The organism is Kitasatospora humi (genome assembly GCF_020907985.1).
In the GTDB taxonomy this organism is placed as follows: domain Bacteria; phylum Actinomycetota; class Actinomycetes; order Streptomycetales; family Streptomycetaceae; genus Kitasatospora; species Kitasatospora humi.
The window spans coordinates 157,681-180,748 of record NZ_JAJJPA010000008.1 but is presented as its reverse complement, the minus strand read 5'-3'; the positions used below and the strand labels follow the sequence as shown (position 1 = coordinate 180,748).

Sequence of the window (23,068 nt, the reverse complement as noted above, 5' to 3'; positions counted from 1 at the left end):
CGCACTGCTGGTAGGCATCCGAGAAGATCACGAGAGGGACGCCCATGTGGATCCGTAAGACCAGCGGCGTGCCTGGCGCCGCGCCCGGCGGCCTGGAGTGGCGGACGTTGGACGACGTCATCGAGGTCGATGACGACCTGGGCGCCGAGCTGCTCGACATCCCGGGCGCCGGATTCGTCGAAGTCGCGGCCCCGGCCGAGATCGGCGAGACGCCCAGCCAGGCCGGTCCGGCCGGCTCGGAGGACAGCGATCCCACCGAGATCACCGAAGCCCCGGGCTCTGCCGAGAGCACCGACCAGACCGAGGTCAGCGACACGCCGTCCCGCCGCCGCACCCGCAAGGACAGCACCGCCACCGAGTAACTCCGCGCCGCAGCCAACCCCTGACCAAGCACCAGCGAAAGGGGGGACGCTGCGGTGACCCTCGACACCCCCGTACCGCTCGCGACCGTCGCCCAGTTCACCGAAGGCCCGTTCGCCAACCTGGTCTCCGGCTACTCTGCGCAGGCCCAGTCCGACCTGATGCTGCAGGCCACCCGCGCGTGCGAGTCTGCCTGCGACCGGCGGCTGGTCCCGTTCGCCGCGCTGGTCGAGACGCAGCGCGCGGACGCCATGGACATCGAGGACGCGCTCGACTCCTACGTCCCGCTCGACCCCACCAGCCAGCTCGGCTTCAGCCGGGCACAGTCCCTCGGCTCGACTCTGCTCGTCAGGCATTTCTGGGTGCGGGAGTTCCCGGCTCGGTACCCGGAGCTGTGGACGGGCAGCATCTCCAACATCGCGCTGCTGCGGTCCTACTCGGGCACGCAGTCCGTCAACGTCTCCACGGTCCAGTACGAGACCGACACCGGCCATGTCCGGTTCCAGCTGGGCACGTTCGTCCCGCCGGGCACCACGATCGTGGTAACCTACTCCGGCGGGTACGCGACCGTTCCAGCGGATCTGGTGCAGGCCTGCCAGTTCATGGCCGCCAGCATGGCGGTCAAGCAGTTGGACCCGGTGGACGGGCGCAGCGGGCACGATCCGGACGCGTTGCGGGCGGACGCGTTGGAGATGCTCGCCCCGTACAGCAGGCGCTGACCGGTGGCGTGGGCGCATCACGGGGTTCGCCGGAAGATGTCGGCGGCGACCAAGGCGAAGATCTCCGCTCGGCTCCGGGGCCGTCCTCATCCGCACCGCGGGCACCCGATGTCGGCCGCCGCCCGGGCCAAGATCTCGGCGAAGCTGCGCGGCAGGCATCATCCCGGGCACCGGATGTCTGCGGCGGCCCGCGCCAAGTTGTCGGCCCGCATGAAGGGGCGGCACCACGCGGGCCACAAGCTCAGCGCGGCCGCGCGGGCGAAGTTGTCCGCCCGCATGAAGGGCCGCCATCACAAGATGTCGGCCGCTGCGAGGGCAAAGCTCGCCGCGCGGATGAAGGGCCGTCACCCCAAGCACCATCCGATGTCTGCTGCGGCCAGGGCGAAGTTGTCGGCGCGGATGAAGGGCAAGCACCACCGGCGCAAGCCCGGCGCGAAGCGGCACATGTCGGCTGCGGCGCGCGCCAAGCTCGCGGCCCGCATGCGGGGCAAGCACCGGCACCACCACGGCGGCCACCGCCACGCCTCGCACCGTGCCCATCGCCGTACCGCCAGGCGGCACGCCCGCCGGCACGTGACCCGCCGCCACACCAGCCATCGCAGGAGGCCCCGCCGATGAGCACTGCCGACGCCGTGGACCGCGAGGTCGCATGGCTGAACACCTCGGTGAACGACGGCCTGCCGCTCCTGCCGGCCAGCGCGGGCGGCCCGTGGCAGAACATCCAGGCGTACCGAGCCCGCACGCCCGGCAGGAAGAGCACGAACATCTTCGTCCTGCGCTCGCACACCCACCTGCGGCGAACAGCCAACGCCCGGCGAATGCCGACCTACGAGTTCCACCTGAAGGTCGTCTGGCCGCTCACGTCCGGCGCCGGCAGCGCCGAGACCGACCAGCGGGCCCTGGACGCCGCGATCGACAAGCTACTCCAGCGCATCGACGGGCAGCTGGGCGACAAGTCGCACGGCGGCCGGTTTCTCAGCGTTGCCGAGAACCCCGACAACGTCACCGTTACCTACGAAGACCCCGAACAGACCCTTCCGATGGGCGAGTTCCACGCCGAGGTCGTCTACTACGCCGACGATACCGAGATCACCAACTAGCCCCTAACTTCCTGGCCCCCGACGCCTCGGGGGCCTTCGTGCTTTCCGGAGGCCCCCGTGTCCGACACGGCCCCATACCCGCAGCGCAACCCCGGGGACAGCCCGGTCGACGTCCCGGCCATCCCGGCGACTGTGCTGCCCGGCGAAACCGTGCTCTGGCCGGTGCCGATCGCCGGGTTCGAGCCCGTCCCAGACGCCCCGTCACCCGCTCCGGCCGCCGCCGACACCACGCCGACCGCCCCAGCCAAGACCACCGCCCGGGCCCGCACGGCCAGCGAGGAGTAGACGATGACACAGCTCGCCCGCCTCGGCACGCTCGGCCTGGCCAAAGAGACCACGCCGGGCACGTACGTCGCCCCGACAGTCGGCATCCCGTACACCGGGTCCTCCGGCTTCGAGGACATGATCGAGCAGATCAAGGACGAGTCGATCCGGGGGGACGACACGGTCCTCCACGGTTCGTACGGCGGCCCGTCGCACGCGGAGTGGACGATCGACTGCCCCGCCTACCCGGACCTGACCGGGCACTTCCTGTGCGGCACGATCGGCCCGGACACCGTCACGGCCGGGGTCTCAACCACCCTGAGCGCCGCAACCACGGTCGGGGCCACCGCGATCCAGACCCCTGTGTCGCTCGCGGCCGGCACGGTCGTCAAGGTCGGAACGGGTGCTGCGATCGAGTACGCGTGGACGGACGGCGCGGCGACCGGCGCAGGCCCGTACACCTCCAACGTGACTACGGTGCTGGGCAAGATCGGCGCGAACCGCGTGGGCCTGACCAACGCGCACTCCTCTTCGGATCCGGTGCTCACTCCGACCACCCACACGTTCAAGCAGTCGCCGAGCACTCCTCTGCCTACCTACTCGCTCACGTACTACGACACCATCCAGTACCTGAGCTGCAGTTACGCCCGATTCTCCGAGCTGCAGATGAAGATCGACCCGAAGGGCGCGGTCTCCCTGTCCAGCAAGCTGACCAGCTTCCCGTCCGTCTCCGCTTCCAGCGTCAGCGAGACGTACAGCTCGTACGATCCGCTGCTCGGCTGGTCCTGGACCCTCACCAACGCGGGCGCCAGCTCGACCCGCGGCAAGTCCCTGGACGCGACGATTAAGCGCGCCGTCGAGGCCATCGCTTCGTCGGACGGAACGCAGGGCCCGCGCGAAGTGTTCGCCGGGGCCCTGGAGTTCGACGCCACGCTGAAGGCCATCTTCGAGAACAACACCGACCTGGGCCTGTTCCTGGCGAACTCGCAGCTGCCGCTCACCGCGAGCCTCCAGCAGCCGCTCAGCCGCGGCGGCCAGCTCCTGTCCCTGACCAGCTCCAAGTCCGCCTGGTACAAGGGCAAGCGCGACATGTCGCAGGCCTACGCGCAGGCGGACTTCAGCATCGCCGGCATCTGGAACAGCACCGACGGCGGAGCCGTCCAGGCCACGCTGCAGAACTGGCAGACCACCGCCTACTGAGGCGGCCCACCATCTCCCGGCGCGGCAGTGCTGCGCGCGAGCGTGAGGGCGCGGGGACGCGCCACCGCCGCGCCGGGCCCCTCTCAACTCCCCAACCCCTCACGAGGAGCACCACCATGGCCGGATACGGCAACCGCAAGATCATGCTCGCCTTCCCCGACCTGTCGGAGGAAGGCGACAACGTGCACGTCATCATCCGCAACCCCCGCACCGTCCCGCTCCAGGACCTGATCCCGGACGAGGTGCCGGGCGACGCCGCGGGCACGGACGCGAACCTGCGGGCGGGCATGGCGGTCATCGCCCGCCTGGTGATCGCCTGGAACGTCTACGACGCCACCTCGATGGACGACGACCAGCCCCCGCTGCCGCTTCCGGCGACGCCGGAACTGGTCGCGAAGCTGCCGATGGAGATCCAGAACCGCATCTCCGAGGAGATCGCGAAGGTCCGCAGCGCGGGAGCCTAGGGCCGGATGACCCGTACCTCGTGGATGTGATCTGGGCTGCAGAGAGCATCTACGAGGGCACGTGGGCTTCCGGCCCGCCCCCGGAGGAGCTTGTCGACTTCGAGGTGATGCGCGAGATGGGCTGGTCCTGGCAGGAGTTGCAGGACACGCCGTTCTACGTGCGCCGCTTCACCTGGGATCTGATCTGCGCTCGCCGTGAGGCGGAGCGGGCGGCGAACGAGCGCGCGGCGAGGGGGTGATGCCCAGTGCCGGAGTTCAGCGCCGCAGCGCTACGTGAGGCGCTCCTTCGTGTGCAGCGCCAGGGCGTGACGGCCGCCCGAGCCGGACTGATCGGCGCTGCCGACGCGATGGTCAAACAGGCCAAGACCAACGCCAGCAACGGCCGACACCCGCGGGGGACGCCGACGCCAGCCTCGCCGGGGATGGGTCCGGCGGTCATCTCGGGCACGCTACGGCGCTCGATCATCCGCGAGGCCGTGAAGCGCAACCCGACCGGCTGGGAGACCAAGGTCGGACTCAAGCCCGACCAGCTCCCGCCATACAACTCCCGCACTCCATCTTCCCGGTACGGCCTCTACCTGGAGACCGGGCTGAAGAACGGCGCGAAGTACCCGTTCCTGGAACCCGCCAGCCGCCTGCTGCGGGTCCAGGCCGAGGTCAACTTCGTCAAGGCGTTCGCCGCGATCGATTGGACCGCCTCAACCGCCGCTGACTGACCGACCGATGGGGGGTGGCCAGTGGCTGAGGTTGCCGACCTGTGGGTCACGCTCCGGGCGATCACCGCCCCCTTCACCGAAAGCCTGGCGATGTCTGCGGCGGGGGCCGACGAGTTCATCGCCCAGCTGGAGGCGTTGAACGTCGCGGCGGATGAGGCCGCGGCGAGCCTCGGCCGGATCGGTGCCGGCGGGGCGCTCGGGGACACCGAGGCCGCTGCGAGTCTGGAGCGGCTGACGGTCGCTGCCGACGAGGCGGCGGCCGCGATCGACCGGCTGGCCGTCGCTCAGGCGCGCTCGACCACCTCCTCGCGGGAAGCGGCAGCCGCCTCGGATGAGCTGGGTGGCAAGTGGCTCGGCATGTCCGGCGTGGTCAAGGGTGCCAGCGACTTCGCGGCGCTGGGTGTGGCCGGGATCGGCTACGAGGCCGTCAAGATGGCCACAGACTTCCAGTCCAGCACCACCCGCCTGGTCACTTCCGCTGGCGAGCAGCAATCCGCGCTCGCCCAGGTGCGTCAGGGCATGCTCGACATGGCTGGCCAAGTCGGCGTCAAGGCCGACGACCTGAGCAAGGCCATGTACTACGTGGAAGCCGCGGGGTACCACGCTGCCGATGGCCTGACCGTGCTGAAGGCCGCCGCGCAAGGTGCCGCAGCCGAGGGCGCGGACACCACCACGGTGGCCCAGGCGCTTACGGATGTCTTGACGGACTACCACCTGAAGGCGTCCGACGCAGCCGACATCACCAGCAAGATGATCGCCGCGGTCAGCCGGGGCAAGACCAACTTGCAGGACTTCTCCGCGTCGTTCGCGTCCATCGTGCCGGCCGCCTCGGCGGCGGGGATCAGCTTCCAGGACGTCATGGCGGCGCTGGCCAACATGACGAACCACGGGTTCACCGCCCAGCGCGCCTCGCAGAACCTGGCCCAGGCGCTGCGGTCGCTGCTGAACCCGACGAACAAGATGTACGACGCCTTCCAGCAGTACGGCGTCTCCAGCGACGTCCTGAAGGCCAAGTTGGCCGGGCCGAACGGTCTGACGGACGCGATGGAGTACATCGCGCAGGCGGCGACGAAGGCCGGACCGGAGGGCACGTCCGGGTTTGCTGCCGCGCTGAAAGACATGATGGGCACCGCCCCGGGTGCGAACGCGGCGCTGTCCACGGTGGGCAACAACTTCCAGGCCACCGCGGACACGATCAAGGCCGTCGGATCCGCGACGGCGGACTCGTCCGGCAAGGTGCAGGGCTTCGCCGAGGTGCAGCAAACGCTGGGCCAACAGCTGAAGCAGCTGCGCGCCGGCTTCGACTCGGTGATGATCCGGCTCGGCGACTTCATGATCCCGAAGCTGTCCGAGTTCATCACGCTGATCGAGTCCAAGGGCTCGCCGGTCGTACACGACTTCGCGTCAGCGATCAGCGGGATCGCGGCCGGCTTCGACGGCCAGGCGCAGAAGCGGACGCCCGGCAGGGTAGCGACCACGGCCGGCGGCGCACAGCACGGCGGGGCAACCACGGGCGCGCAGCCGCTGACCGGCTGGCAGGAGGTCGGTGCCGAGCTCAAGACGGTGGCTGACGACCTGTCGACATTCGGCCGCGAGGCGGCCAAGGCGTTCCGCGACCTGGCGCAGGCCGCAGGGCCGACGCTCCAACTCCTGGGCGGTGCTGGCCTGACGGCACTCCGCACCATCGCGAGCATCCTGTCCGGTGTGGTGGGTCCGGCCGTGGTGGCGGTCTCGAAGTTCATGGACCAGCACAAGACCATCGTGCGTGACCTGATCACAGTCGCGCTGGTACCACTTGCGATCCGCCTCGCAGCACTGTCCGTGCTCAAGCCGGTTGGCGTGATCGCCAGCTTGGCCAAGGACATCGTGACGTTTCCATTCAGCCAGGCGAAGCAGATCTGGACCGGAATCCAGAGCGGCTACCAGACTGTCTCCACGGCGGCCGGGACCGTCAAGGACGGACTGACAACGGCAGCCTCGAAAGGCATGTCGGCTTGGCAGACGGTATCTTCCGGAGCGTCGTCAACCTGGGATTTCGTGACCTCAAAGGCGTCGGCCGGAAAGGATAGTTTGATCTCGTCGTTCAATTCAGCGAGATTCCGGGCCGCGTATATGTGGCAAGGACTGAAGGACGGCGGCAGCAATGCACTGACGACGCTGAAGTCGGTTGGGTCGTCGGCCCTGACTATGGGCTCGAATCTGGCCCAGGCGGCCCGTGCTGGTGCGGCGTCGGCCTGGTCGGGCATGGTGTCTGGCCTGCAGTCTGTGGCGACGGTGGGCAAGGCAGCTGCGGCGTCCCTGCTGGAGACTGCCGTGGCAGCCGGCCAGAGCGCGCTCGCTGCGACTCGCGCTGCAATTGCGTGGATTGCGGAAAAGGCAGCCACGTTGGCAAGTGCTGTGGCGGAAGGCGTTCTGACGGCGGCCGAATGGCTGCTGAATGTCGCGCTCGATGCTAATCCGATCGGCCTTGTGATTATCGCGATCATGGCTTTGGTGGCGATCGTTATCTACGCCTGGAATCACGTCACCTGGTTCCGCGTCGGAGTAGAGGTTGCATTCAAGGCTATCGAGACGGCCGCGCTGTGGCTCTGGCATAACGTGTTCGAGCCGGCGGGTCGCGGAATTGTTGCGGCTTTGTCGGTAGTGGGCTCGTTCTTCTCGAATCTGCCAGGCGAGATCACCTCTGTGTTCAACGGCGCCGAGCGCTGGCTGGTGGACGCTGGATCCAAGATCATCCACGGTTTGGTGCACGGTATCGAGTCGTCGATCAGCAGCGTCAAGAACAGCTTGACCAACTTGACCAGTGAGCTGACCAGTTGGAAGGGCCCGCCAGAGAAGGACGCGGTGCTCCTCCAGCCCGCCGGTCAGCTGCTGATCGGCGGCCTGATCAACGGCATCGAGAACAAGATCCCAACGCTGCGGTCTCAACTGACCGGCTTGACCACGGAGATCGGCTCAATGCAGCCCGCGTTCGGCCCAGCGGTGGCGAACGCCGGTGCACTCGCGGTCGCGGGTAGCGCCGGCCTCGGCGCCCTGGCAGTCGGCCAATCCCCTGCGGCTGCGACCGCTGCCGGCGAGCTGCCGCCGATCATCGTCCAGGTCGACGGCCGACAGCTGTTCAAGATCCTTCAGACGCAGGCGCTCCAGAACGGCAAACGCAACCAGACCACGGGCCTCGTGCTCGCTTAGGAGGTGGCCGTGCCGAACCCCCTGCTCGGCTCGCTGGTGGACCCGCTCACCGCGGCGGCACTCAACACGGCCGTGTGGAACGGCAACACGGGCACGGTCGCTCTGGCGGCGCCGGGACGGGTGTCCGTCGCCGCCGCCTCGGCGGGCTCGGCGCTGGCCGCGTCGGGCCCGTACGAGGCGACCGGTCAGACCCTGTACGCCCGGGTCACCCCGGCGCTGGCCGGCACCGGTGGCCAGTCGGTGCAAACGAGCATGACCGTGCAGGCTAGCACCGGGAACAGCGCGGCGCTGGTCTGCGTGCCGGGCACGTCGTGGCAGGCCGTGGTGCTCAACGGCGGCGTGGCCACCACGGTCACCCTGCCGGCGTTCGACCCGACCGCGCACGCCTGGTGGCAGCTCGCCGAGTCGTCCGGCCAGTGGCTGTTCAGCACGTCGCCGGACGGCTTCGCGTGGACCCAGCTCGCAGCGATCGCCTACACCTGGTCGCCGCACGCCGTCAGCGCTTCGTTCAGCGCGCAGGCCTCGGCGATCACCGGGCAGGTCGCGTACGTCGAGCACGTCAACACCCCAGCCGGCGCCAGCTCGCTGATGCCGTCCTGGCCACAGATCCGATTCCAGGTCGCGTTCAACCTCGGCGGCAGCCAGAACGGCCAGCCCGCCTACGTGGACCTGTCGTCGCGCCTCCGAGGCTCCTGGAGCGCGGAGCAATCGGGTCGGCAGTACGAGCTCGACCAGATCCAGAGCGGCCAGCTGACGCTCTCGCTCCAGAACCTCGACGGAGCGCTCGACCCCACCAACACGGCCAGCCCGTACTACCCGAACGTCGTGCCGATGCGGTCGTGCCGGCTCCAGGCGGTGTGGCCGCCGACCCGAAATTTGATGCCACAGAACGTCAGCTCCGGCACCAGCACCTCAAGTCTGGGCTCCACGGTTGGCAGCCTCATACCAGCGACAGGTCTACCGCCAGCACCCACCGGACACACCACGGCCCACGCATGGTCGATCCCCGCAAGCGCGGCCACCGGCAGCGTTATGGGTCTGAATGTTGCCGGGAATTTGACCGGGTGGACCATCAGCGATCCGACCGCGTTCCCGGTGACGGCGGGCCAACCCTACACGTTCACCTGCTGGGTAGCTCAGGGCTCGGGCGGCGATGCAACGCTGCAGGTCGCGCCTCGCATTAGCTGGTATCCGGTCTCCGGGGCTCGCATCACTGCCAGTGTCGGAAGCGCCGTTACGGTGCCCATCCTCGGGACGGCTTGGGCGTTCTTGTCGTACACGGTGACTGCGCCAGCAGGGGCGGTCAACTGCCGGGCGGCGGTACAGATCAGCAGCGTCCCGTCCGTGGCGTCCATGGTGTACGTGACCGCGTGGCAAGCGGAGCAGGCTGCCGCTCCTACCCCGTGGACGGCTGGCGGCGCGATCAGTTCGATCTGGACCGGCTATGTCGAGCGCTGGCCGCAGAGTTGGCAGCAGCAGGGCACCTACGGGCTCGCCAATCTTACCTGCGTGGATCTCCTCGCCGGACTCGCCGACTTCACGCTTCAGCCGTCGTTTCAGCAGCAGTTGGTCGCGTTGGGTCCGAGCATGCTCTACCCATTCGACGAGCCCACTGGCGCCACCCAGTTCGGTGACGTGACCGGCCAGAGAAGCGCCCGCTTCCCATGGGCCGCGCCGAACGGCGGCGCTGGCGCCTCGATCACCTCCGGCACGTCGGTAACCGGGTCCGGCTTCGTGGGTGCTGCAGGTCCTGTGACGACGATCAGCAACCCGTCGCCTGGCAGCAACTCGCCATCGCAGGCCATGTACATCAGCGCACCGTGGGCCGGCCCGTTCGGGCCGCCGTCGACCGGCGGCTGGACGCGGGTGATTAGCTTCCGGACGCCCGTCACATCGCTGAGTGCGCCAATGGCGGTGTGGAGCGCCTACGGACCGGGCGCGCTCGGGAGTGGAGGTTCAGGAAGCAGGGGCCTCGCCGAACTGTACATCGACACATCCGGGCACTTCACCGGCTGGATCAGCAACGCAGCGGGAACGGCGACCGCAGCAGTTTCAGTGCCGGATTTCAGTTGCCTGGACGGGAATTGGCACACGGCTGTCGTGCAGCTCTCGGCCGATGGCACCACCTGGACCGTGGCGTGCGACAACCACGGCTATCAGAGCACCACCAGTGGCGACTACCACCCGTCGGGCTGCACCTCCGACACCATCGGCGCGGTCATCTACAACGGCTCCGGCTACAACTGCTTCAGTGGTGACGTAGCCAACGTCGCGGAAATTCCCTACGCCATCGGCAACTCGGCCGCCTTTGACCTCGGCAACGGCATCTCGACTGGCTGGGCTGGGGAGACATCGGCGGCCCGCGCCCAGCGGATCCTGACCATGGCGGGGTACGGCGGCACACTGTCCGCGCAGTCCGCAGCAACGCCCATGGGCGGAGCCAACCTCGGCGGCGTGGACGCGATGTCGGCCCTCCAGCTGGTCGGTGACACCGAGGCCGGGCAGGTCTACGTGGATGCAGCCGGGACGCTGTGGCTGACCGGCCGCCGGTGGCGATACCTCCAGACCGTCCCCGCTGTGGTCCTCGGCGAGCACCAGGCCGCCGGAGAGGTGCCGTACCTCGGTGACTTGCACCTCGACTACGACACCACTCACATCTACAACCAGGCGCAGATCACCAACGTGGTGCCGCCTGGGGCTCCCGAGCAGGCAGTGGCCAGCGCAGTGAACACGGCGTCGGTGACCGCCTACCTGCCGCGGACGCTGCAGCGCAGCATCAACGTGCAGGACTCGACGCAGCCGCTGAGCGCCGCGCAGTACCTGGTGCAGCAGTACGGGCAGCCGCAGGGCCGCGTGCAGCAGCTGACGATCAACGCGTCAGCGAACCCCGCCCTGTGGGCCACCGTGTTGGCCTTGGGCTTCGGACAGCTGGCCACGGTCAACAGGCGGCCGCCGTCCGGCCCGGGCGCGGCAGCGATCAGCCTGTCGCAGTTCGTCGAGAAAATCACCTGGCACGGCGACGACCAGGGCGCGCTGACCCTGGAGTTGGAGCTCACCCCGGCTGCACCGTTCATGGGCTGGTGGGTGCCAGCGCCGATGCACACCACTCTCGCCCTGGCCGCGACGGCCGGCAGCAACACCATCACCCTGTCCCCGCTCAACGGGGCCGCGAGCAACCCGGCGTCGGCGGCGTTGCCAGCGGGCACCGTGCTGACCGTCGGGTACGGCACGGCGACAGCCGAGCAGGTGACGGTGCTGTCGGTCGCCGCGACGAGCCCGGGCTACACCAGCGTCGCGGTCACCCTGACCGGCAACCTCGCCTCCAACCACGCCGCCGGACTTGTGGTGTGCCAGCCGGTGCCAGCCGGGGTGACGCTGCCCGCCGCAACAGCCGCCGCCTACCCGACCGCGTTCGACGCCCTCAACACCATCACCACGACCACCGGCCCGCGAGCCGCCTACTGACCTGGAGGCCCGATGGCCCTGGCCCGCCCTACCCCGTACAGCTGGTCCATGGGGGACATCGGGACCATTCCGATCCTCAACGGCATCCGCGACGGGTTGCTGTGGGGCCAGAATCCGCCGGACTTCGTGGGCTCCCAACTGTCGGCGCAGGCCATCCCCAATCTGACATGGACGCCGATCGCGATCGACACGAACGTGTTGGATAGCTACGGCGGCCACTCCACCACCACCAACAACAGCCGTTACACCTGTCAGAGCGGCGCGGCGGGCTGGTACACGGTCTGCGGCGTCGTGGCCTACGTGCCGAACAGTTCGGGCTTCAGGACGGCGCGGATCCAGGTCAACGGGTCGTCCATCAACGGCCTGATCGCGTACGGCCCAAACGACGGTACAGCCGAGGCAGCAGTCATCACCCCGACCCGGGACGTTTTTTTGAACGCCGGCGACTATGTGGAGGTGGCCGGCTGGCAGAACTCCGGTGGCTCCCTGAATACGGCTGTGACCCTGTCCAGTGGGCTGTGGGTGAGGTGGTCTCATGCCTGACGCGCCGTTTGCTCTCACTGTCGGTCCTCGGTGCGGCGCGTGTGGTGCTGCTGCGGTGGTGCAGTGGCAGCGTCGTGCAGCGTCAACGGAGTTGGGGTCGATGCCCGACGCCGACACCGTGATCGCCGTGTTCGGGTGCGCTGAGCACGCGATCGACGTGGACCACGCCGCCCGGGTGCACGCCGCCAACTGCTCGGCGCCGTGCCCTGATCACCTCCCGCTGTGCGACTGCGAGCCCGAGCCACTCCCCGCTCCGGAACCTCACAGCGGTCCGACGGTCACGCTCCCATCCGGCTGGACCATCCCAGCCCCACCCACCGCCTGATCTGACCCACCTGCCGCCCCGCACGCTGGCGGGGCTTTCGCATGCCCGGAGGCATGATGCCCACCCATGACCACGAGGTCGCTGCGCACGACCAGGCGGCCACCCACCGGTACGTGATGCACTACCCGGCCCACGCCCCGCGCGCGGGCGATCCGCACTACGCCGCGTTCGAGGCCTACCGGCGACACACCAAGGAGTCTGCGGTGTGCTTCGTCGGCGAGCGCGCCGGCAGCGGCTCGTGCTCGGCGGGCCCGCTGGAACTGCACCACGCGGTGCTGGAGTTCGCGACCGCGAATGCGGCTGACCCGGCCGCACTGCACCGGGACTTTCCGGAGATCGCCGAAGACGCGACGGCCGAGGAGATCGCCACCTGGCTGGAGTCGAGCCCCGGCGAGTTCCGCTGGCTGTGTGCCTTCCACCACCGCGGGCACGGCGGCGCGCACACCGCGTCACACGCGGACTGGACCGCGCAGTTGTACGTGCCAGGACTGATCTCGTGATCCGGGTCGCGGCGGCCGTGGACCGCCTGCTCGCGGCGGTGGAGCGGGTGTCCATCTCCCGTTGGCACATCCTCGCGCTGCTCGCCCTCGGGGCCGGCCTGCTGACCCAGGGCGGCAACCAGGCGTTCGAGTCGGTTGGCGGCAACTACACCAACGTGATCTCGGCGACCGTGTCGTTGCTGGTGCTGGCCGAGGCAAAGGCGGCCGAGCGGCGCGCCGCCGATCGGCACGAGGACATCAAGAATCACGTCACCAGCACGTCGCAGGGTGAGGAGGCAGCGGAGTGACCGCAGGTGTCGACTATGCATGGGGCCATCCGGGCGGTGCCGCGCTCCAGGCCGCGGGCATCCAGTTTGCGGCCCGCTACCTGAGCCACGACCAGTCCAAGGCCTTGGACAGGGCGGAGGCCGACGACCTTGCGGCGCACGGCGTCTGGAGCGTCGTCGTGTTCGAGGACGCCGCCGAGCGGCCGCTGTCCGGGCGGGCCGCGGGTGTGGCCGATGCCCAGATGGCGTCCGCACAGGCGATCGCCGCTGGCATGCCGGACGGCCGCCCGATCTACTTCGCCTGCGACTTCGACGTGACGCCGCAGCAGCAGACCGCGGTGAACGACTACCTGGCTGGCGCGGGCAGCGTGCTCGGCCCCGGCCGAGTCGGAGTCTACGGCGGCTACTGGACCGTCTCCAGGGCGCTCGACGCCGGTGTCGCGATGTGGGGCTGGCAGACGGTCGGCTGGTCCGGCGGCCAGTGGGACCCGCGGGCCCAACTCCGCCAGCTCGGCAGCACGGTGACGATCGGCGGCGTCGACTGCGACACGGACACCGCACAAGCCGAGGACTACGGCCAGTGGATGCCTGGCCGGGTGCCCAACCCGCCTGCGGCGCCGGTCCCCGCCCCCAAGGCTGTTCCAGCGCCCGATCGGCGCCGTCTCGACGAGGAAATGAGGTGAGCCCCCGATGGCTCTGATGATGGGCAAGGTCGAGCCCGGGTTCGGCTGCGATGCGGCCGGCAACCCGCAGCCCGGCCTGGTGCACAATGCCACCGTGCTGGTGCTGCCGCCGGTGTGGGACACCGATCCCGAGATTGGTTGGGGCCGGGTGTTCTACGCCTTCGGATCGGACTTCGGTGACGCCCACCTGCGGGTCGCGGTGCACAACTCCAACAGCAACGGCGGCTGGCGGGTCAGCACGATCACCGTCAAGTCGACGGACCCGGTGGCCAGGGTTGATGCCTGGGCGGGTGACGACAAGATCAGCATCTGCCGTATCCCGACCAGCGCAACCGACAAGGCTGACGCGGTGCCGGTCGGCTACCGGGTCGAGGCGGTGCTGAGGGCATGACGGCACCGGTCCCGGAGGATCCGGCGACCGCCCTGGCACTGGAGCGACTGCGGGGTGTGGTGGGCGAGTCCTTCGCCGAGATCAAGGGCAGCCTCGCTCTGCTCGTCCAGCGTTCGGATCAGCACGACCAGGCCCTCAGGCAGCACCGGGCTGATACAGAACGGGCGTTGGACCAGCAGCGCGCTGAGCTCACCGGCCTCGACCAGCGTCTTGGTGAGGTGGAGCGGGTGCAGGCGGCCAGCGCCGATGTGCGGCCGCGGGTTGATGCGCTTGAGGAGCGTCGCTGGCCCTTGGGGCCGATCGTCGCTCTCGCGGCGGTACTTGCTGTTGTGGTGGCCGTGGTCCCGTTGCTGCTTCGCTGAACTACCTGCCCCCGCCTCGGCTTCGGCCGGGGCGGGGGCAGCTTCGTCATGTTCGGGCCCGCGCGGGGCCTCGTGTAACAGTTCGGCCGCTCGGTAGTTGAGAGGGGGTGCGGGTGTTCGAACACCCGAGGCGGCAAGGGCCGCCCGCTTCACCGGACGGCCCGAGCAGTCCCACCTACGCGACAGGGAGGACCACCGTGAGCACCATCATCCCCTACACCTTCCCCGAGACCAACCAGCCGGTCCGCGTCGTCGTGATCGATGACGAGCCGTGGTGGCTCGCGGGTGACGTGTGCGCCGCGCTCGACCTCACCAATGTGGGCAATGCCCTTGCGCGGCTGGACGACGACGAGAAGGGTTCCATCCGCCTGGCGGATGGAACCCCGGGCAACCCCAACCGGGCGATCGTGAACGAGCCGGGCCTGTACTCGCTGATCCTGCGGTCCGACCGGCCGGAGGCGAGGGCGTTCAAGCGGTGGGTCACGCACGAGGTGATCCCGTCGATCCGCCGCACCGGTTCGTACAGCTCGGCGGCGCCCCGGGAGATGACGAAGTTGGAGGCGCTTCGGGCGGCGATCGAGTCGGAGCAGGCCCGCTTGGAGGCGGAGGAGCGGGTGCGGGCGCTGGAGCCGGCCGCGGCGGCGTGGGATGCGCTGGCGTCGGCGGCCGGCGACTTCTCGCTGCGGGATGCGGCGGCCATCCTGTCCCGGGACCCGGCGATCAGCACGGGTCAGAATCGGCTGATGGTCAGTCTGCGGGGGCTGCGGATGGTGGACGGTAGCGGCGTGCCGTACGCGCGGCATGTGGATGCGGGCCGCCTGGTGTCGCGGGTCCGGGCGTACGAGCACCCGCACACGGGGGAGGCAACGCTCGGCCGGCCGCAGGTGAGGGTGACGGTCCTCGGCCTGCGGTATCTGCACGGGCGGCTGGGTGGCGCGGCGCCGCTGCGGTTCGACCAGCTCCCGCTCGATCCGGCAGCGTGAGGCGAGGTTGGTTACGGCTCGGCCACGGCTGTGGCGATCTGGCTGACGACCGGCGGCGGTGGCGCGACGATGCGGGGCATGACCTCGAAGCCGCCGAAGCCACCGTCCGGTTCATACATCCGCATCTCCCCGTCGGGAGAGCTGAGCGCGCCGAAGGGTTGGGGGCAGTGGCGGGCGCCGGCCGCCGAGGTGACGGTGCAAACCGTGGACAACACCGGCCGCCGGGTGACGGCGACCCGGGCCGTGATGATGGGACCTTTGGCGTTGGCTGCCAAGAAGCGGTCCGGCACGGTCTCCGTCATCCTCACGCGGGCGAGTGATGGCGACACGCTGGTGCACGAGGTGAGGGCCAAACTGGCGGAGGCGGTGCTGACGTGGGCGGTGGCGTTCAACGCCTGGCGCGACGCGGTCGCTGACGGCTGACAGTTACGCCGGCGCCCCCGTCGCGGCACTGGCCGGGCGGGGGCGCTGCGTAATTTCCGTCCTGCGACCGCCTACATCACCCTGGCGCCAAGCGCGGCAAGCTTGGGCAGCAGGCCGGCGTAGCCGCGTTGCAGGTGGTACATACCTCGGATGGTAGACGTACCTTCGGCTGCGAGTGCGGCGATGAGCAGAGCAGCCACCGCGCGGATGTCCTCCCCGGCCACATCGGCGGCGATCAGCGGGGCCGGGCCGTGAACGATGATGACCGGGCCGTTGGCGGAGACGTTGGCGCCGAAGGCCCGCAGCGGGCCGACGTGAGTGGCGCGCTGGGTGTAGATCCGTTCCTCGATCCGGGACGTGCCCGCGGCTTGGGTGAGGAAGGCGGTCAGCTGGGGCTGCATATCGGTGCACGTGGCGGAGTTGGTGGCTGTCTGCACGGCTCGGGGGCCGCCCGGGCAGCGTGCGAGCGTGCCACCGTTCACCGGGGCCAGCTCGATTCCGGCGTCTGCGAGAACAGCCACCAGCCCGGCGGGGAATCCGCTGATCGGGAAGTTGTCCAGGTGGACGGTGCCGCCGGTGATTGCGGCGGCCAGGGCGAGGGTGGCGGCCTCCAGTCGGTCCGGTGGGACCTGGAAGACGCCGCCGGTGATCCGGTCGGTTCCGGTGACGTGCAGGGCTGTGGTGCCGTCCCAGGTGATGCCGACCCCACCGGCCGCGAGCATCGAGGCGGTGATCATGACCTCGGGCTCGGTGTTGGGGTTGAGGATGGTGGAGGTGCCGCGGATGCGGGCGGCCAGCAGCATCGCGGTGACCGTGGCCCCGAGGCTTGGGCCCCAGGAGCGGGTGGCGGCGTCGGTCGTGAACGGTGCCGAGGCCCAGCTGTTGATGTGGGCCTTCACGTGGGTATTGGTGATAGTCAGGGTGGCGCCTGCGGCTTCCATGGCGGCCAGGTGCCGGTCGATCCGGCGGTGGCAGAAGGCGTCGCCGCCGGGGAGGGGGAAGGTGACGTGTCCCGCTCGGGCGAGCAGGGCGGCGGCTATGACGGCGGTGGTGCGGATGCGCCCGCCGAGTTGATCCGGGATGGCGGGGTACCAGGCGGCGGCCGGGGTGGTCTGGAAGCGGTCACCGATGGCTTTGGTCGGGGTGCCGGTGTGGTTGAGGATCTCGGCGCAGACCAGGGTGTCCAGGATCTCCGGGGTGCCGGTCAGGGTCAGCGGTTCGTCGGCCAGCAGGGCGGCGGCGTACAGGTGCAGGGCGATGTTTTTGCTGCCCTGCACCGACGCCGTGCCCTCCAGCCGGTGGCCCCCGGTGATGTGGATGGCGGGGTTGTCGGTGATGAGCGGCGGATGGGCCTGGTCGGTCATCAGTCCGTGCCTCCGACCAGGGTCGACATCGCGGCGCGGGAGCGCTCATGGAGGCTGACGGCCAGGGCCTGATCCAGGGGGAGGTAGTCGATGGCCCCGTAGGTGATGTTGAAGAGGGCCATGTCGGCGGTGAACGACTGGATTTCGTTGATCCGGGCGGCGGCGTGGGTGATGGTGCCGCGGCCGGCGGTGCGGATGACCGCATCGGCGAGCGCTCGGACGCTCACCGCGCGGCCGGAGCCGCAGTTCACCACGGGCAGCAGCGCCGGGGTCTCGAGGATGCGCGTGAGCATGCTGATCGCGTCGCCGATGTAGGTCAGGTCCCTGGACTGGGTGCCGTCACCCTCGATCGTCAGCGGGCGATCCTGGACGGCGGCGTCGATGAAGGCTGGGACCACGGCATCGGCGCCTTCGTCGGGGCCGAAGGTGTTAAAGAAGCGGAGGACGCCGATCTGGCGCCCCTGTGCGAGCTGAGGCCGGTAGACGTCGGCCAGGTGCTCGGTGGTGACCTTGCCTGCAGCGTACGGGGAGCGGGGGGCGTAGGGCGCGGTCTCGGCGAGCGGGCCGGGTTGCTGCCCGTAGACCTCGCAGGTGGACGCCAGCAGCAGGCGCCGGGCTCCGGAAGCGGCGAAGGTGTGGATCACGTGCCGGTCCACGGCCGTGTTGTGTTCCAGGGCGCCGACGTCGAAGCTCGCCGGGACGGACTTGAGCGCGGCCAGGTGCACGACCGTGTCGACGTCGTCCAGCTCCTGCGCGGTCAGCGACCGGACGTCGCGGGTCTGGAGGCCGTCCGGGTGCTGACGCGGGGAGTCGACCGAGAGGTTGTCCAGCGGGGTGACCGCGTGCCCGGCGGCGCGCAGGTGCGCGGTGAGGGCGGAGCCGATGAAGCCTGCGGCTCCGGTGATCAGGAGGTTCATGGTGGTCTCCCGTGATGTGGTGGGCGAGGCCCTCGCCTCGACGGCGTGCCGGTCCTCGCAGACCGGATAATGACCACAGGACGTAGTCGGCCGTCAGCTGGCTGTGCCTGTTCAGGGGGATAGGAGACCGCGTGTCCGCCCGCGGCCGGAAGACGGCGGAAGTTGCCCTGGGGTGCCCGCAGTTGCCTCCGGTTGCCTTGCTCGTCCGACCCCTTGCCCGCTCGCACGCACCGCATGAGACTGGTTGGCCATCCGTGTGCGGGAGGATCGATGACTACCAGCGTCGGCAGGAAACTCGCCTACGTACTGGCACGCCGCAACAGCACCGCCGAGGCCTACCTGGCCCGCATCGCCGCACGACACAAGGCGCTTGGCCTGGGGACCATGGCCGCCGGCAAGTCGAAATTCACCCGCTGGAAGAGGGGCGTCGTACCCGAGCTGCACGCGCAGCTGGCGATGGCCAGCTTGGAGGGCGTCCCGGAGCAGGAAGTCCTCGACCGTGGCTGGCCGGCGTGGCTCGACCTGGTCGTCGCCGATCCCGACGACGGTCTGCTCCTCGATTCCCCTTGGACCACCGCGGGTACCGTCACAGCACTGGAGAGGGTGGGAGCACAGATGGACGGTCGCGATCGCAGGAACTTCCTCATCACCTCGGGCGCGGCGCTGAGTTCTGTCGCCACCAGTTGGGCGGCCGCGCCGCCGGCCCGCATCGCCCTGCCCCGCCAGGGACGGCGTATCGATGCCGCCGTTCCGGCATCCTTCCACGCGCGACTGGCCGCGCTGCGGCGTCTGGATGACCAGGTCGGCTCCGGCCAGGTCTACGGATCGGCGGTCGGTGAGCTCAAGATGATCACTTCCGTGATCAAGGAGTGTTCCTACACTGAGGTCGTCGGCCGCCGACTCTTCGCCGCCGCTGCCGAGGCCTCACGTTCAGCGGGCTGGACGGCCTACGACAGTGGCCACCACGCCGTCGCTGAGCGGCACTTCGCTGCCGCCCTACGTGCCGCAGCCAGTGCCGGGGATCCGACCGTCGGGGCCAACACACTCGCTTTCTGGGCTATCCAGCACTACAGCACGGGAGACCCGCGCGGCGCCGTCGCGCTGGTCGAGGCCGCCCAGACGAAGGCCCCCCAGGTCGGCTCCGCGCGGATGACCGCGATGCTCCACGCGCGTGCATGCCGCGCCTACGCCCACGCTGGCGACCAGCGGGCTGCCGACCGTCAGGCCAATGCCGCACTCGATGCCTATAGCAACGCCGGCCCGCTCAGCGAAGATCCCGACTGCGTCTACTGGTTCAACCTGGGCGAAGCGCTCCAGTTGCTTGGCTCGTCCGCGTTGAATCTCGGGCAGCCCCGCCGTGCTCTGCAGCACTTCGAGGAGGCCACAGCCCACAGCAGCGGTGACGCCTACGATGGAGCCGCGTTCCCTCGTGGCTTCGCCATCTACCTCGCCCGCCAGGCCGACGCCCGACTCGCGCTCGGCGACGTCGATGGCGCCGTACATACCGCTCATCGGGCTGTGGAGCACATGGGCGGTGTCAGTTCCTCGCGCGGCACCAACACGCTCAGCGACCTGCGGGCCAAACTCGCCGCACATCAGGATGCCGCGAGTGTTCGGGACTTCCTCTCCTACACCAGCTGAGCCGAAGCGGAGGCCGGCACAAACCAGGCCGCGGGTTGGTCCTCCTCGGCCAGCGTGATGAAGTTCCGCATCCGCTGGCTCATCGGCGGCAGGGCGTCCAGAGCAAACCAGCCAACCTCCACTGACTCGTCGTCCGCGACGCGGGGCACCTGCCCCGGTTCTGTGGGACGGCATGCGAAGACCAGCTCCAAGTACTGGGCCAGGTCACCGTTGCCATGCCGCACCTGCGGGGAGACCGTCGCGGCCACCAGCCGCTCCACCTCCACCCGGATGCCGGTCTCCTCCTCTACCTCGCGGACCACCCCTGCGGCCGGCTGCTCACCCGGCTCCAGGATCCCGCTCAGCGGCGTCCAGAGGCCGGCGGCTGAACGGCGCTGCAGCAGAACCTGGCGGCACTCGTTGATGACGACCGCGTCCACCCCTGGGAGCCACAGCAGGTGATCGGGGCCGACTGCAGCTCGTAGAGATGACACGAAATCAGGAATCATGAAGCCACCGTAGACCGGGAAGGGCCCTCGGGCGGGGCGTTCGCGGCACTCCCCGCAGGCGGACGACGGTCGCCGAGCAATGTACGAAGCGCCCGGCTCGGCCGGGGGCGCACGGGGCGCATCGTTGTACTCAACTGCTGCTGGCCCGGGCCGCGGCCTGGAGTGCTTCCCAGGTCTGCGGCCAGCAGCGCTCCTCGAAGGCTCGGGCGATGGTGGGGTGCCGGCGGACCTGCCACATGAGGTCGTCGCGCGCGGCTCGGAGTTGCTTGTAGCGGGCGCTCTCTTCGTCGGTCCAGGTGACGCGATGGACGACTTGCTCGGGCTCCGGGTAGGCGGCGCGGCGGCGGGTTTCGACGGCTGTGACGTATTCGGCCAGCGCGTTTTCGGCGGCGATGCGGTCACGCTGGAGCTGGACCAGGTCGTCGGGGATGGGCAGGGCGTCGGGCACGGTCGGATCCTAGGGTGCGGGTCGGACGGGTGAGCGGCTACGCGCCGAGGCCGGCGGCGTCGATGCCGTCTGGGGTGAGGGGCTGGAGGGTGGTGGGGTCGTGGCGGAGCCAGGCCCAGCCGTCGCCGGGATCCTGCGTCTGCCGCCAGCGGACGTGCGCGACCCAGCCGGTTGGGAGCCGCCGCCACTGGGTGAGCAGGGCGGGCTGCCAAGCGCCTTCGACGTGCACAATCACGATCTGCCATGCGTCCACGGTGGGGTGCTGGCCGGGTCCGGCCATCTCGGCGCGGTCGGCCGGTTGTGCGTCGGCGGGGCAGGTCGGGCGGTACACGCAACCATTATCGCTCAATCGTTCGAATGCATCTGGCGCCCTTGCCCGACTAACCGGCTGAGTGGCACCAACGCCAGACGCCCCGCCCGGCTTCGGCCGGGCGGGGCGCTTCGTCGTGCCCGCACGCCACTTCAGACGGTCGAGCGGTAGAAGACCTTGCCCTGGTGCGGCTCGACGCCGAGTGCGGCGTACAGCTGCAGCGCTGGCGGGTTATCCCGGTCGGCCGTCCACTCAACACGACGGCAGCCAGCAGCACGGGCCTCAGCATGCACGGCGTCCATCAGCTGTCGGGCGACACCACGGCGCCGGTGGCCAGCGCGCACGTACAGCTCCTTCAAGTACAAGCTCACGTCCGCGCCGGCGGCAGGCCAGAGACGGCTGACCGATGCGAGCCCCACGACCTGGTCGCCGTCGCGCGCCAGAAGGACTCGTGCGGCTGGCCAGTCGCTGAAGAGCGCCGCCGCGACGTCGGTAGCCGGCGGCGCGATGCGCTCCCCGCCGTAGTACTCCTCGACCTCGCCGAGGATGGTGGCGATCTCCTCGGCGTCGCCGGCGGTCGCGAGCGTGATGTCGAATCCCATCTGGCTGCCTCTCATTCAGCGGAGGGCAGTGCCAGCAGATCATGCAGCACCCGCACCTCCGGCAGTCGTCGGTCGGTCGTCGGCACGCTATCCGCAAGTTCACGCGCGCGGTAGAGCAGAAGCGCCGACCGGTGCTCGACCGGCATCGCCTCAATCGTCTCGACAGCCAGGGCGGCACCGTCTGCCAGGCGTCCGTCATGCGTGAGGCACTCGGCCCGGTCGAGCTGGACCAGGGCGCGGTCCAGCCGCTGTTCGGCCGGGTACAGCTCCAGGGCCCGCTGCTGCTGCTCCCAAGCGCGGCTGGTTTCGTGTAGGAGCGTCCAGGCACTCCCGCTGTGGAAAGCCAGTTGGGCGCCGTCGTAGCCGAGCGCGCTTTGCTGCTGGTCCTCGGGGGCGAGCCGGGACAGGGCACGCTCGGCGCGGCGCAGCGCCTCCGCGGTATCGTCCCTGCGTCCGGCGCGAGCGTGAACCCGGGCCTCCAGGGGTGCAGCGAGCGCGTCAGCGACGCACGGCAGGCCGCCGGCCAACTGCTGGGCACGTACCGCGAGCTCTAGGGCACCAGCGAAGTCACCGCCGTAGTACAGCTGGTAGGACTCCTGAGCATAGATCCAGGCGAGTACCGGTCGGTCCTCGGCTTGAGTGGCGGCGGCCCGGCCAGTGCGCCACCAGTCTCGGGCGCCCGGGTCGCCGAGCCGGAGCAGGGTGAGAGCGAGAAGGCCGGAGAGGGATGCGCAGGCGGCGAGCAGTCGGCGCCGTATGGGTGGTGGCTGTCGGTGCGCCAGGAGCGCACGCAGGTCGCCGAAGTCGGCCAGAAGGTCGTCCAGCAGCTCGCCCTCGGGGCGGTAGCGAGTGGCGCGGCCGTGCCGGGCGATGGTGAATTCCCACTCGTCCAGGGATACGGTCGTCACCTCGCCGGCGGCGAGCTGATCGGCGAATCCCGCCTGTAGCTGGGCGGCACGAGTAGCGGCTGGCGTGCCGGGCGGTGACGCGGCCAGCGCGATGAGCTGACCGCCCGCATCCAGCGCGTCGTCCAGGGCCTCCGCCATGGTGGTGGTGGGCTGTCGCCGACCACTCTCCAGGTCGGAGACGGTGCTCTTCCCGCAGTTCGCGAGCCGGGCGACGTCCCGCACGGACAGCGTGCCGCGGAGCCGGCGCAGTGCTTCGCCGAAGGTCTCGGCCATCGTGGTGCCCCCTTGTCCCGCGTGTCCGCACCGGTGCGGACAGGTGCGGACAGCTCGCCCATCGTCACGGCGCGTGTCCGAGTCGAGACTACTCCCGAGGCCGCGGTGAGGCGGCGATCTCGCCTGGAGGTAGGTTGATATGACGGCTGATCACCAGCCTGACA

27 protein-coding genes are annotated in these 23,068 nt (G+C 69.7%); 20 read left to right on the top strand and 7 right to left on the bottom strand.

Annotation, left to right across the window (positions count from 1 at the left end):
* Positions 1-44: 44 nt before the first annotated feature.
* The 19 genes from LN042_RS11330 (at position 45) to LN042_RS11240 (ending at position 15,953) form a co-directional block, all read left to right on the top strand.
* Complete coding sequence (locus tag LN042_RS11330; protein ID WP_230051011.1) at positions 45-362, top strand: hypothetical protein; 318 nt, start codon at positions 45-47, stop codon at positions 360-362.
* A gap of 54 nt (positions 363-416) precedes the next feature.
* Complete coding sequence (locus LN042_RS11325) at positions 417-1,079, top strand: hypothetical protein (protein ID WP_230051010.1); 663 nt, start codon at positions 417-419, stop codon at positions 1,077-1,079.
* A gap of 108 nt (positions 1,080-1,187) precedes the next feature.
* Positions 1,188-1,697 carry an NUMOD3 domain-containing DNA-binding protein gene (locus LN042_RS11320; protein WP_230051009.1) on the top strand — a complete coding sequence of 170 codons (510 nt, stop codon included), beginning with the start codon at positions 1,188-1,190 and terminating at the stop codon, positions 1,695-1,697.
* On the top strand, positions 1,694-2,179 hold the full coding sequence (locus tag LN042_RS11315; protein ID WP_230051008.1) for a hypothetical protein: 486 nt from the start codon (positions 1,694-1,696) through the stop codon (positions 2,177-2,179). The genes LN042_RS11320 and LN042_RS11315 overlap by 4 nt, the downstream gene beginning before the upstream one ends.
* 57 nt (positions 2,180-2,236) lie before the next feature.
* Entirely contained in the window at positions 2,237-2,464 is a 228-nt protein-coding gene (locus LN042_RS11310; RefSeq protein WP_230051007.1) for a hypothetical protein, read from the top strand.
* A gap of 3 nt (positions 2,465-2,467) precedes the next feature.
* On the top strand, positions 2,468-3,643 hold the full coding sequence (locus LN042_RS11305) for a phage tail tube protein (RefSeq protein ID WP_230051006.1): 1,176 nt from the start codon (positions 2,468-2,470) through the stop codon (positions 3,641-3,643).
* 116 nt (positions 3,644-3,759) lie between these two features.
* On the top strand, positions 3,760-4,107 hold the full coding sequence (locus LN042_RS11300; RefSeq protein ID WP_230051005.1) for a hypothetical protein: 348 nt from the start codon (positions 3,760-3,762) through the stop codon (positions 4,105-4,107).
* A 20-nt stretch (positions 4,108-4,127) separates the two neighbouring features.
* Positions 4,128-4,346 carry a hypothetical protein gene (locus LN042_RS11295; RefSeq protein ID WP_230051004.1) on the top strand — a complete coding sequence of 73 codons (219 nt, stop codon included), beginning with the start codon at positions 4,128-4,130 and terminating at the stop codon, positions 4,344-4,346.
* A gap of 6 nt (positions 4,347-4,352) precedes the next feature.
* Positions 4,353-4,823: a hypothetical protein gene (locus LN042_RS11290; RefSeq protein WP_230051003.1), complete on the top strand. Its 471-nt coding sequence runs from the start codon at positions 4,353-4,355 to the stop codon at positions 4,821-4,823.
* Positions 4,824-4,844: 21 nt separating this feature from the next.
* Entirely contained in the window at positions 4,845-8,012 is a 3,168-nt protein-coding gene (locus tag LN042_RS11285) for a phage tail tape measure protein (RefSeq protein WP_230051002.1), read from the top strand.
* A 9-nt stretch (positions 8,013-8,021) separates the two neighbouring features.
* The gene (locus LN042_RS11280; RefSeq protein ID WP_230051001.1) at positions 8,022-11,477 is read left to right on the top strand and encodes a hypothetical protein; all 3,456 of its coding nucleotides are present in this window, start codon (positions 8,022-8,024) and stop codon (positions 11,475-11,477) included.
* A 48-nt stretch (positions 11,478-11,525) separates the two neighbouring features.
* Entirely contained in the window at positions 11,526-12,020 is a 495-nt protein-coding gene (locus LN042_RS11275) for a hypothetical protein (protein ID WP_230051000.1), read from the top strand.
* Between the two features lie 378 nt (positions 12,021-12,398).
* Positions 12,399-12,845, top strand: coding sequence for a hypothetical protein (locus tag LN042_RS11270; RefSeq protein ID WP_230050999.1), 447 nt, complete (start codon positions 12,399-12,401; stop codon positions 12,843-12,845).
* Entirely contained in the window at positions 12,842-13,132 is a 291-nt protein-coding gene (locus LN042_RS11265) for a hypothetical protein (RefSeq protein WP_230050998.1), read from the top strand. The genes LN042_RS11270 and LN042_RS11265 overlap by 4 nt, the downstream gene beginning before the upstream one ends.
* Positions 13,129-13,794 carry a glycoside hydrolase domain-containing protein gene (locus tag LN042_RS11260; RefSeq protein WP_230050997.1) on the top strand — a complete coding sequence of 222 codons (666 nt, stop codon included), beginning with the start codon at positions 13,129-13,131 and terminating at the stop codon, positions 13,792-13,794. The genes LN042_RS11265 and LN042_RS11260 overlap by 4 nt, the downstream gene beginning before the upstream one ends.
* A gap of 7 nt (positions 13,795-13,801) precedes the next feature.
* Positions 13,802-14,185, top strand: coding sequence for a hypothetical protein (locus tag LN042_RS11255; protein WP_230050996.1), 384 nt, complete (start codon positions 13,802-13,804; stop codon positions 14,183-14,185).
* The gene (locus LN042_RS11250) at positions 14,182-14,547 is read left to right on the top strand and encodes a hypothetical protein (RefSeq protein WP_230050995.1); all 366 of its coding nucleotides are present in this window, start codon (positions 14,182-14,184) and stop codon (positions 14,545-14,547) included. The genes LN042_RS11255 and LN042_RS11250 overlap by 4 nt, the downstream gene beginning before the upstream one ends.
* A gap of 197 nt (positions 14,548-14,744) precedes the next feature.
* On the top strand, positions 14,745-15,530 hold the full coding sequence (locus LN042_RS37675; protein ID WP_230050994.1) for a phage antirepressor KilAC domain-containing protein: 786 nt from the start codon (positions 14,745-14,747) through the stop codon (positions 15,528-15,530).
* 30 nt (positions 15,531-15,560) lie between these two features.
* Positions 15,561-15,953, top strand: a complete 393-nt coding sequence (locus LN042_RS11240; protein ID WP_230050993.1) for a hypothetical protein — start codon at positions 15,561-15,563, stop codon at positions 15,951-15,953.
* A 71-nt stretch (positions 15,954-16,024) separates the two neighbouring features.
* Here LN042_RS11240 and LN042_RS11235 read toward each other — a convergent pair whose 3' ends face one another.
* Together LN042_RS11235 and LN042_RS11230 are read right to left on the bottom strand one after the other, a co-directional pair.
* Complete coding sequence (locus LN042_RS11235; RefSeq protein WP_230050992.1) at positions 16,025-17,317, bottom strand: UDP-N-acetylglucosamine 1-carboxyvinyltransferase; 1,293 nt, start codon at positions 17,315-17,317, stop codon at positions 16,025-16,027.
* Positions 17,317-18,234, bottom strand: a complete 918-nt coding sequence (locus tag LN042_RS11230) for an NAD-dependent epimerase/dehydratase family protein (protein ID WP_230050991.1) — start codon at positions 18,232-18,234, stop codon at positions 17,317-17,319. The genes LN042_RS11235 and LN042_RS11230 overlap by 1 nt, the downstream gene beginning before the upstream one ends.
* A 270-nt stretch (positions 18,235-18,504) precedes the next feature.
* Here LN042_RS11230 and LN042_RS11225 point away from each other — a divergent pair, with 270 nt between their 5' ends.
* Entirely contained in the window at positions 18,505-19,875 is a 1,371-nt protein-coding gene (locus LN042_RS11225; RefSeq protein ID WP_230050990.1) for a tetratricopeptide repeat protein, read from the top strand.
* Here LN042_RS11225 and LN042_RS11220 read toward each other — a convergent pair.
* From LN042_RS11220 to LN042_RS11200, 5 genes are all read right to left on the bottom strand, one after another.
* Positions 19,863-20,363, bottom strand: a complete 501-nt coding sequence (locus LN042_RS11220) for an NUDIX hydrolase (protein ID WP_230050989.1) — start codon at positions 20,361-20,363, stop codon at positions 19,863-19,865. The two genes, LN042_RS11225 and LN042_RS11220, sit on opposite strands and share 13 nt — an antisense overlap.
* Before the next feature lie 130 nt (positions 20,364-20,493).
* A complete protein-coding gene (locus LN042_RS11215; protein ID WP_230050988.1) occupies positions 20,494-20,811 on the bottom strand; it encodes a hypothetical protein in 318 nt (105 codons plus the stop codon).
* 37 nt (positions 20,812-20,848) lie between these two features.
* Positions 20,849-21,142, bottom strand: a complete 294-nt coding sequence (locus tag LN042_RS11210) for a hypothetical protein (protein WP_230050987.1) — start codon at positions 21,140-21,142, stop codon at positions 20,849-20,851.
* Between the two features lie 131 nt (positions 21,143-21,273).
* Positions 21,274-21,723, bottom strand: coding sequence for a GNAT family N-acetyltransferase (locus tag LN042_RS11205; RefSeq protein WP_230050986.1), 450 nt, complete (start codon positions 21,721-21,723; stop codon positions 21,274-21,276).
* An 11-nt stretch (positions 21,724-21,734) separates the two neighbouring features.
* Positions 21,735-22,904, bottom strand: a complete 1,170-nt coding sequence (locus LN042_RS11200) for a helix-turn-helix domain-containing protein (RefSeq protein WP_230050985.1) — start codon at positions 22,902-22,904, stop codon at positions 21,735-21,737.
* Positions 22,905-23,068 lie beyond the last annotated feature (164 nt).

Excerpts from the sequence above, each read along its gene's own strand:
- LN042_RS11225 (WP_230050990.1), top strand. The coding sequence starts at position 18,505 with ATGACTACCAGCGTCGGCAGGAAACTCGCCTACGTACTGGCACGCCGC.
- LN042_RS11300 (WP_230051005.1), top strand. The coding sequence starts at position 3,760 with ATGGCCGGATACGGCAACCGCAAGATCATGCTCGCCTTCCCCGACCTG.
- LN042_RS11200 (WP_230050985.1), bottom strand. The coding sequence starts at position 22,904 with ATGGCCGAGACCTTCGGCGAAGCACTGCGCCGGCTCCGCGGCACGCTG.
- LN042_RS11270 (WP_230050999.1), top strand. The coding sequence starts at position 12,399 with ATGATGCCCACCCATGACCACGAGGTCGCTGCGCACGACCAGGCGGCC.
- LN042_RS11235 (WP_230050992.1), bottom strand. The coding sequence starts at position 17,317 with ATGACCGACCAGGCCCATCCGCCGCTCATCACCGACAACCCCGCCATC.
- LN042_RS11255 (WP_230050996.1), top strand. The coding sequence starts at position 13,802 with ATGGCTCTGATGATGGGCAAGGTCGAGCCCGGGTTCGGCTGCGATGCG.
- LN042_RS11205 (WP_230050986.1), bottom strand. The coding sequence starts at position 21,723 with ATGGGATTCGACATCACGCTCGCGACCGCCGGCGACGCCGAGGAGATC.
- LN042_RS11275 (WP_230051000.1), top strand. The coding sequence starts at position 11,526 with ATGGGGGACATCGGGACCATTCCGATCCTCAACGGCATCCGCGACGGG.
- LN042_RS11230 (WP_230050991.1), bottom strand. The coding sequence starts at position 18,234 with ATGAACCTCCTGATCACCGGAGCCGCAGGCTTCATCGGCTCCGCCCTC.
- LN042_RS11220 (WP_230050989.1), bottom strand. The coding sequence starts at position 20,363 with ATGATTCCTGATTTCGTGTCATCTCTACGAGCTGCAGTCGGCCCCGAT.
- LN042_RS11305 (WP_230051006.1), top strand. The coding sequence starts at position 2,468 with ATGACACAGCTCGCCCGCCTCGGCACGCTCGGCCTGGCCAAAGAGACC.
- LN042_RS11250 (WP_230050995.1), top strand. The coding sequence starts at position 14,182 with ATGACGGCACCGGTCCCGGAGGATCCGGCGACCGCCCTGGCACTGGAG.
- LN042_RS11315 (WP_230051008.1), top strand. The coding sequence starts at position 1,694 with ATGAGCACTGCCGACGCCGTGGACCGCGAGGTCGCATGGCTGAACACC.
- LN042_RS11330 (WP_230051011.1), top strand. The coding sequence starts at position 45 with ATGTGGATCCGTAAGACCAGCGGCGTGCCTGGCGCCGCGCCCGGCGGC.
- LN042_RS11320 (WP_230051009.1), top strand. The coding sequence starts at position 1,188 with ATGTCGGCCGCCGCCCGGGCCAAGATCTCGGCGAAGCTGCGCGGCAGG.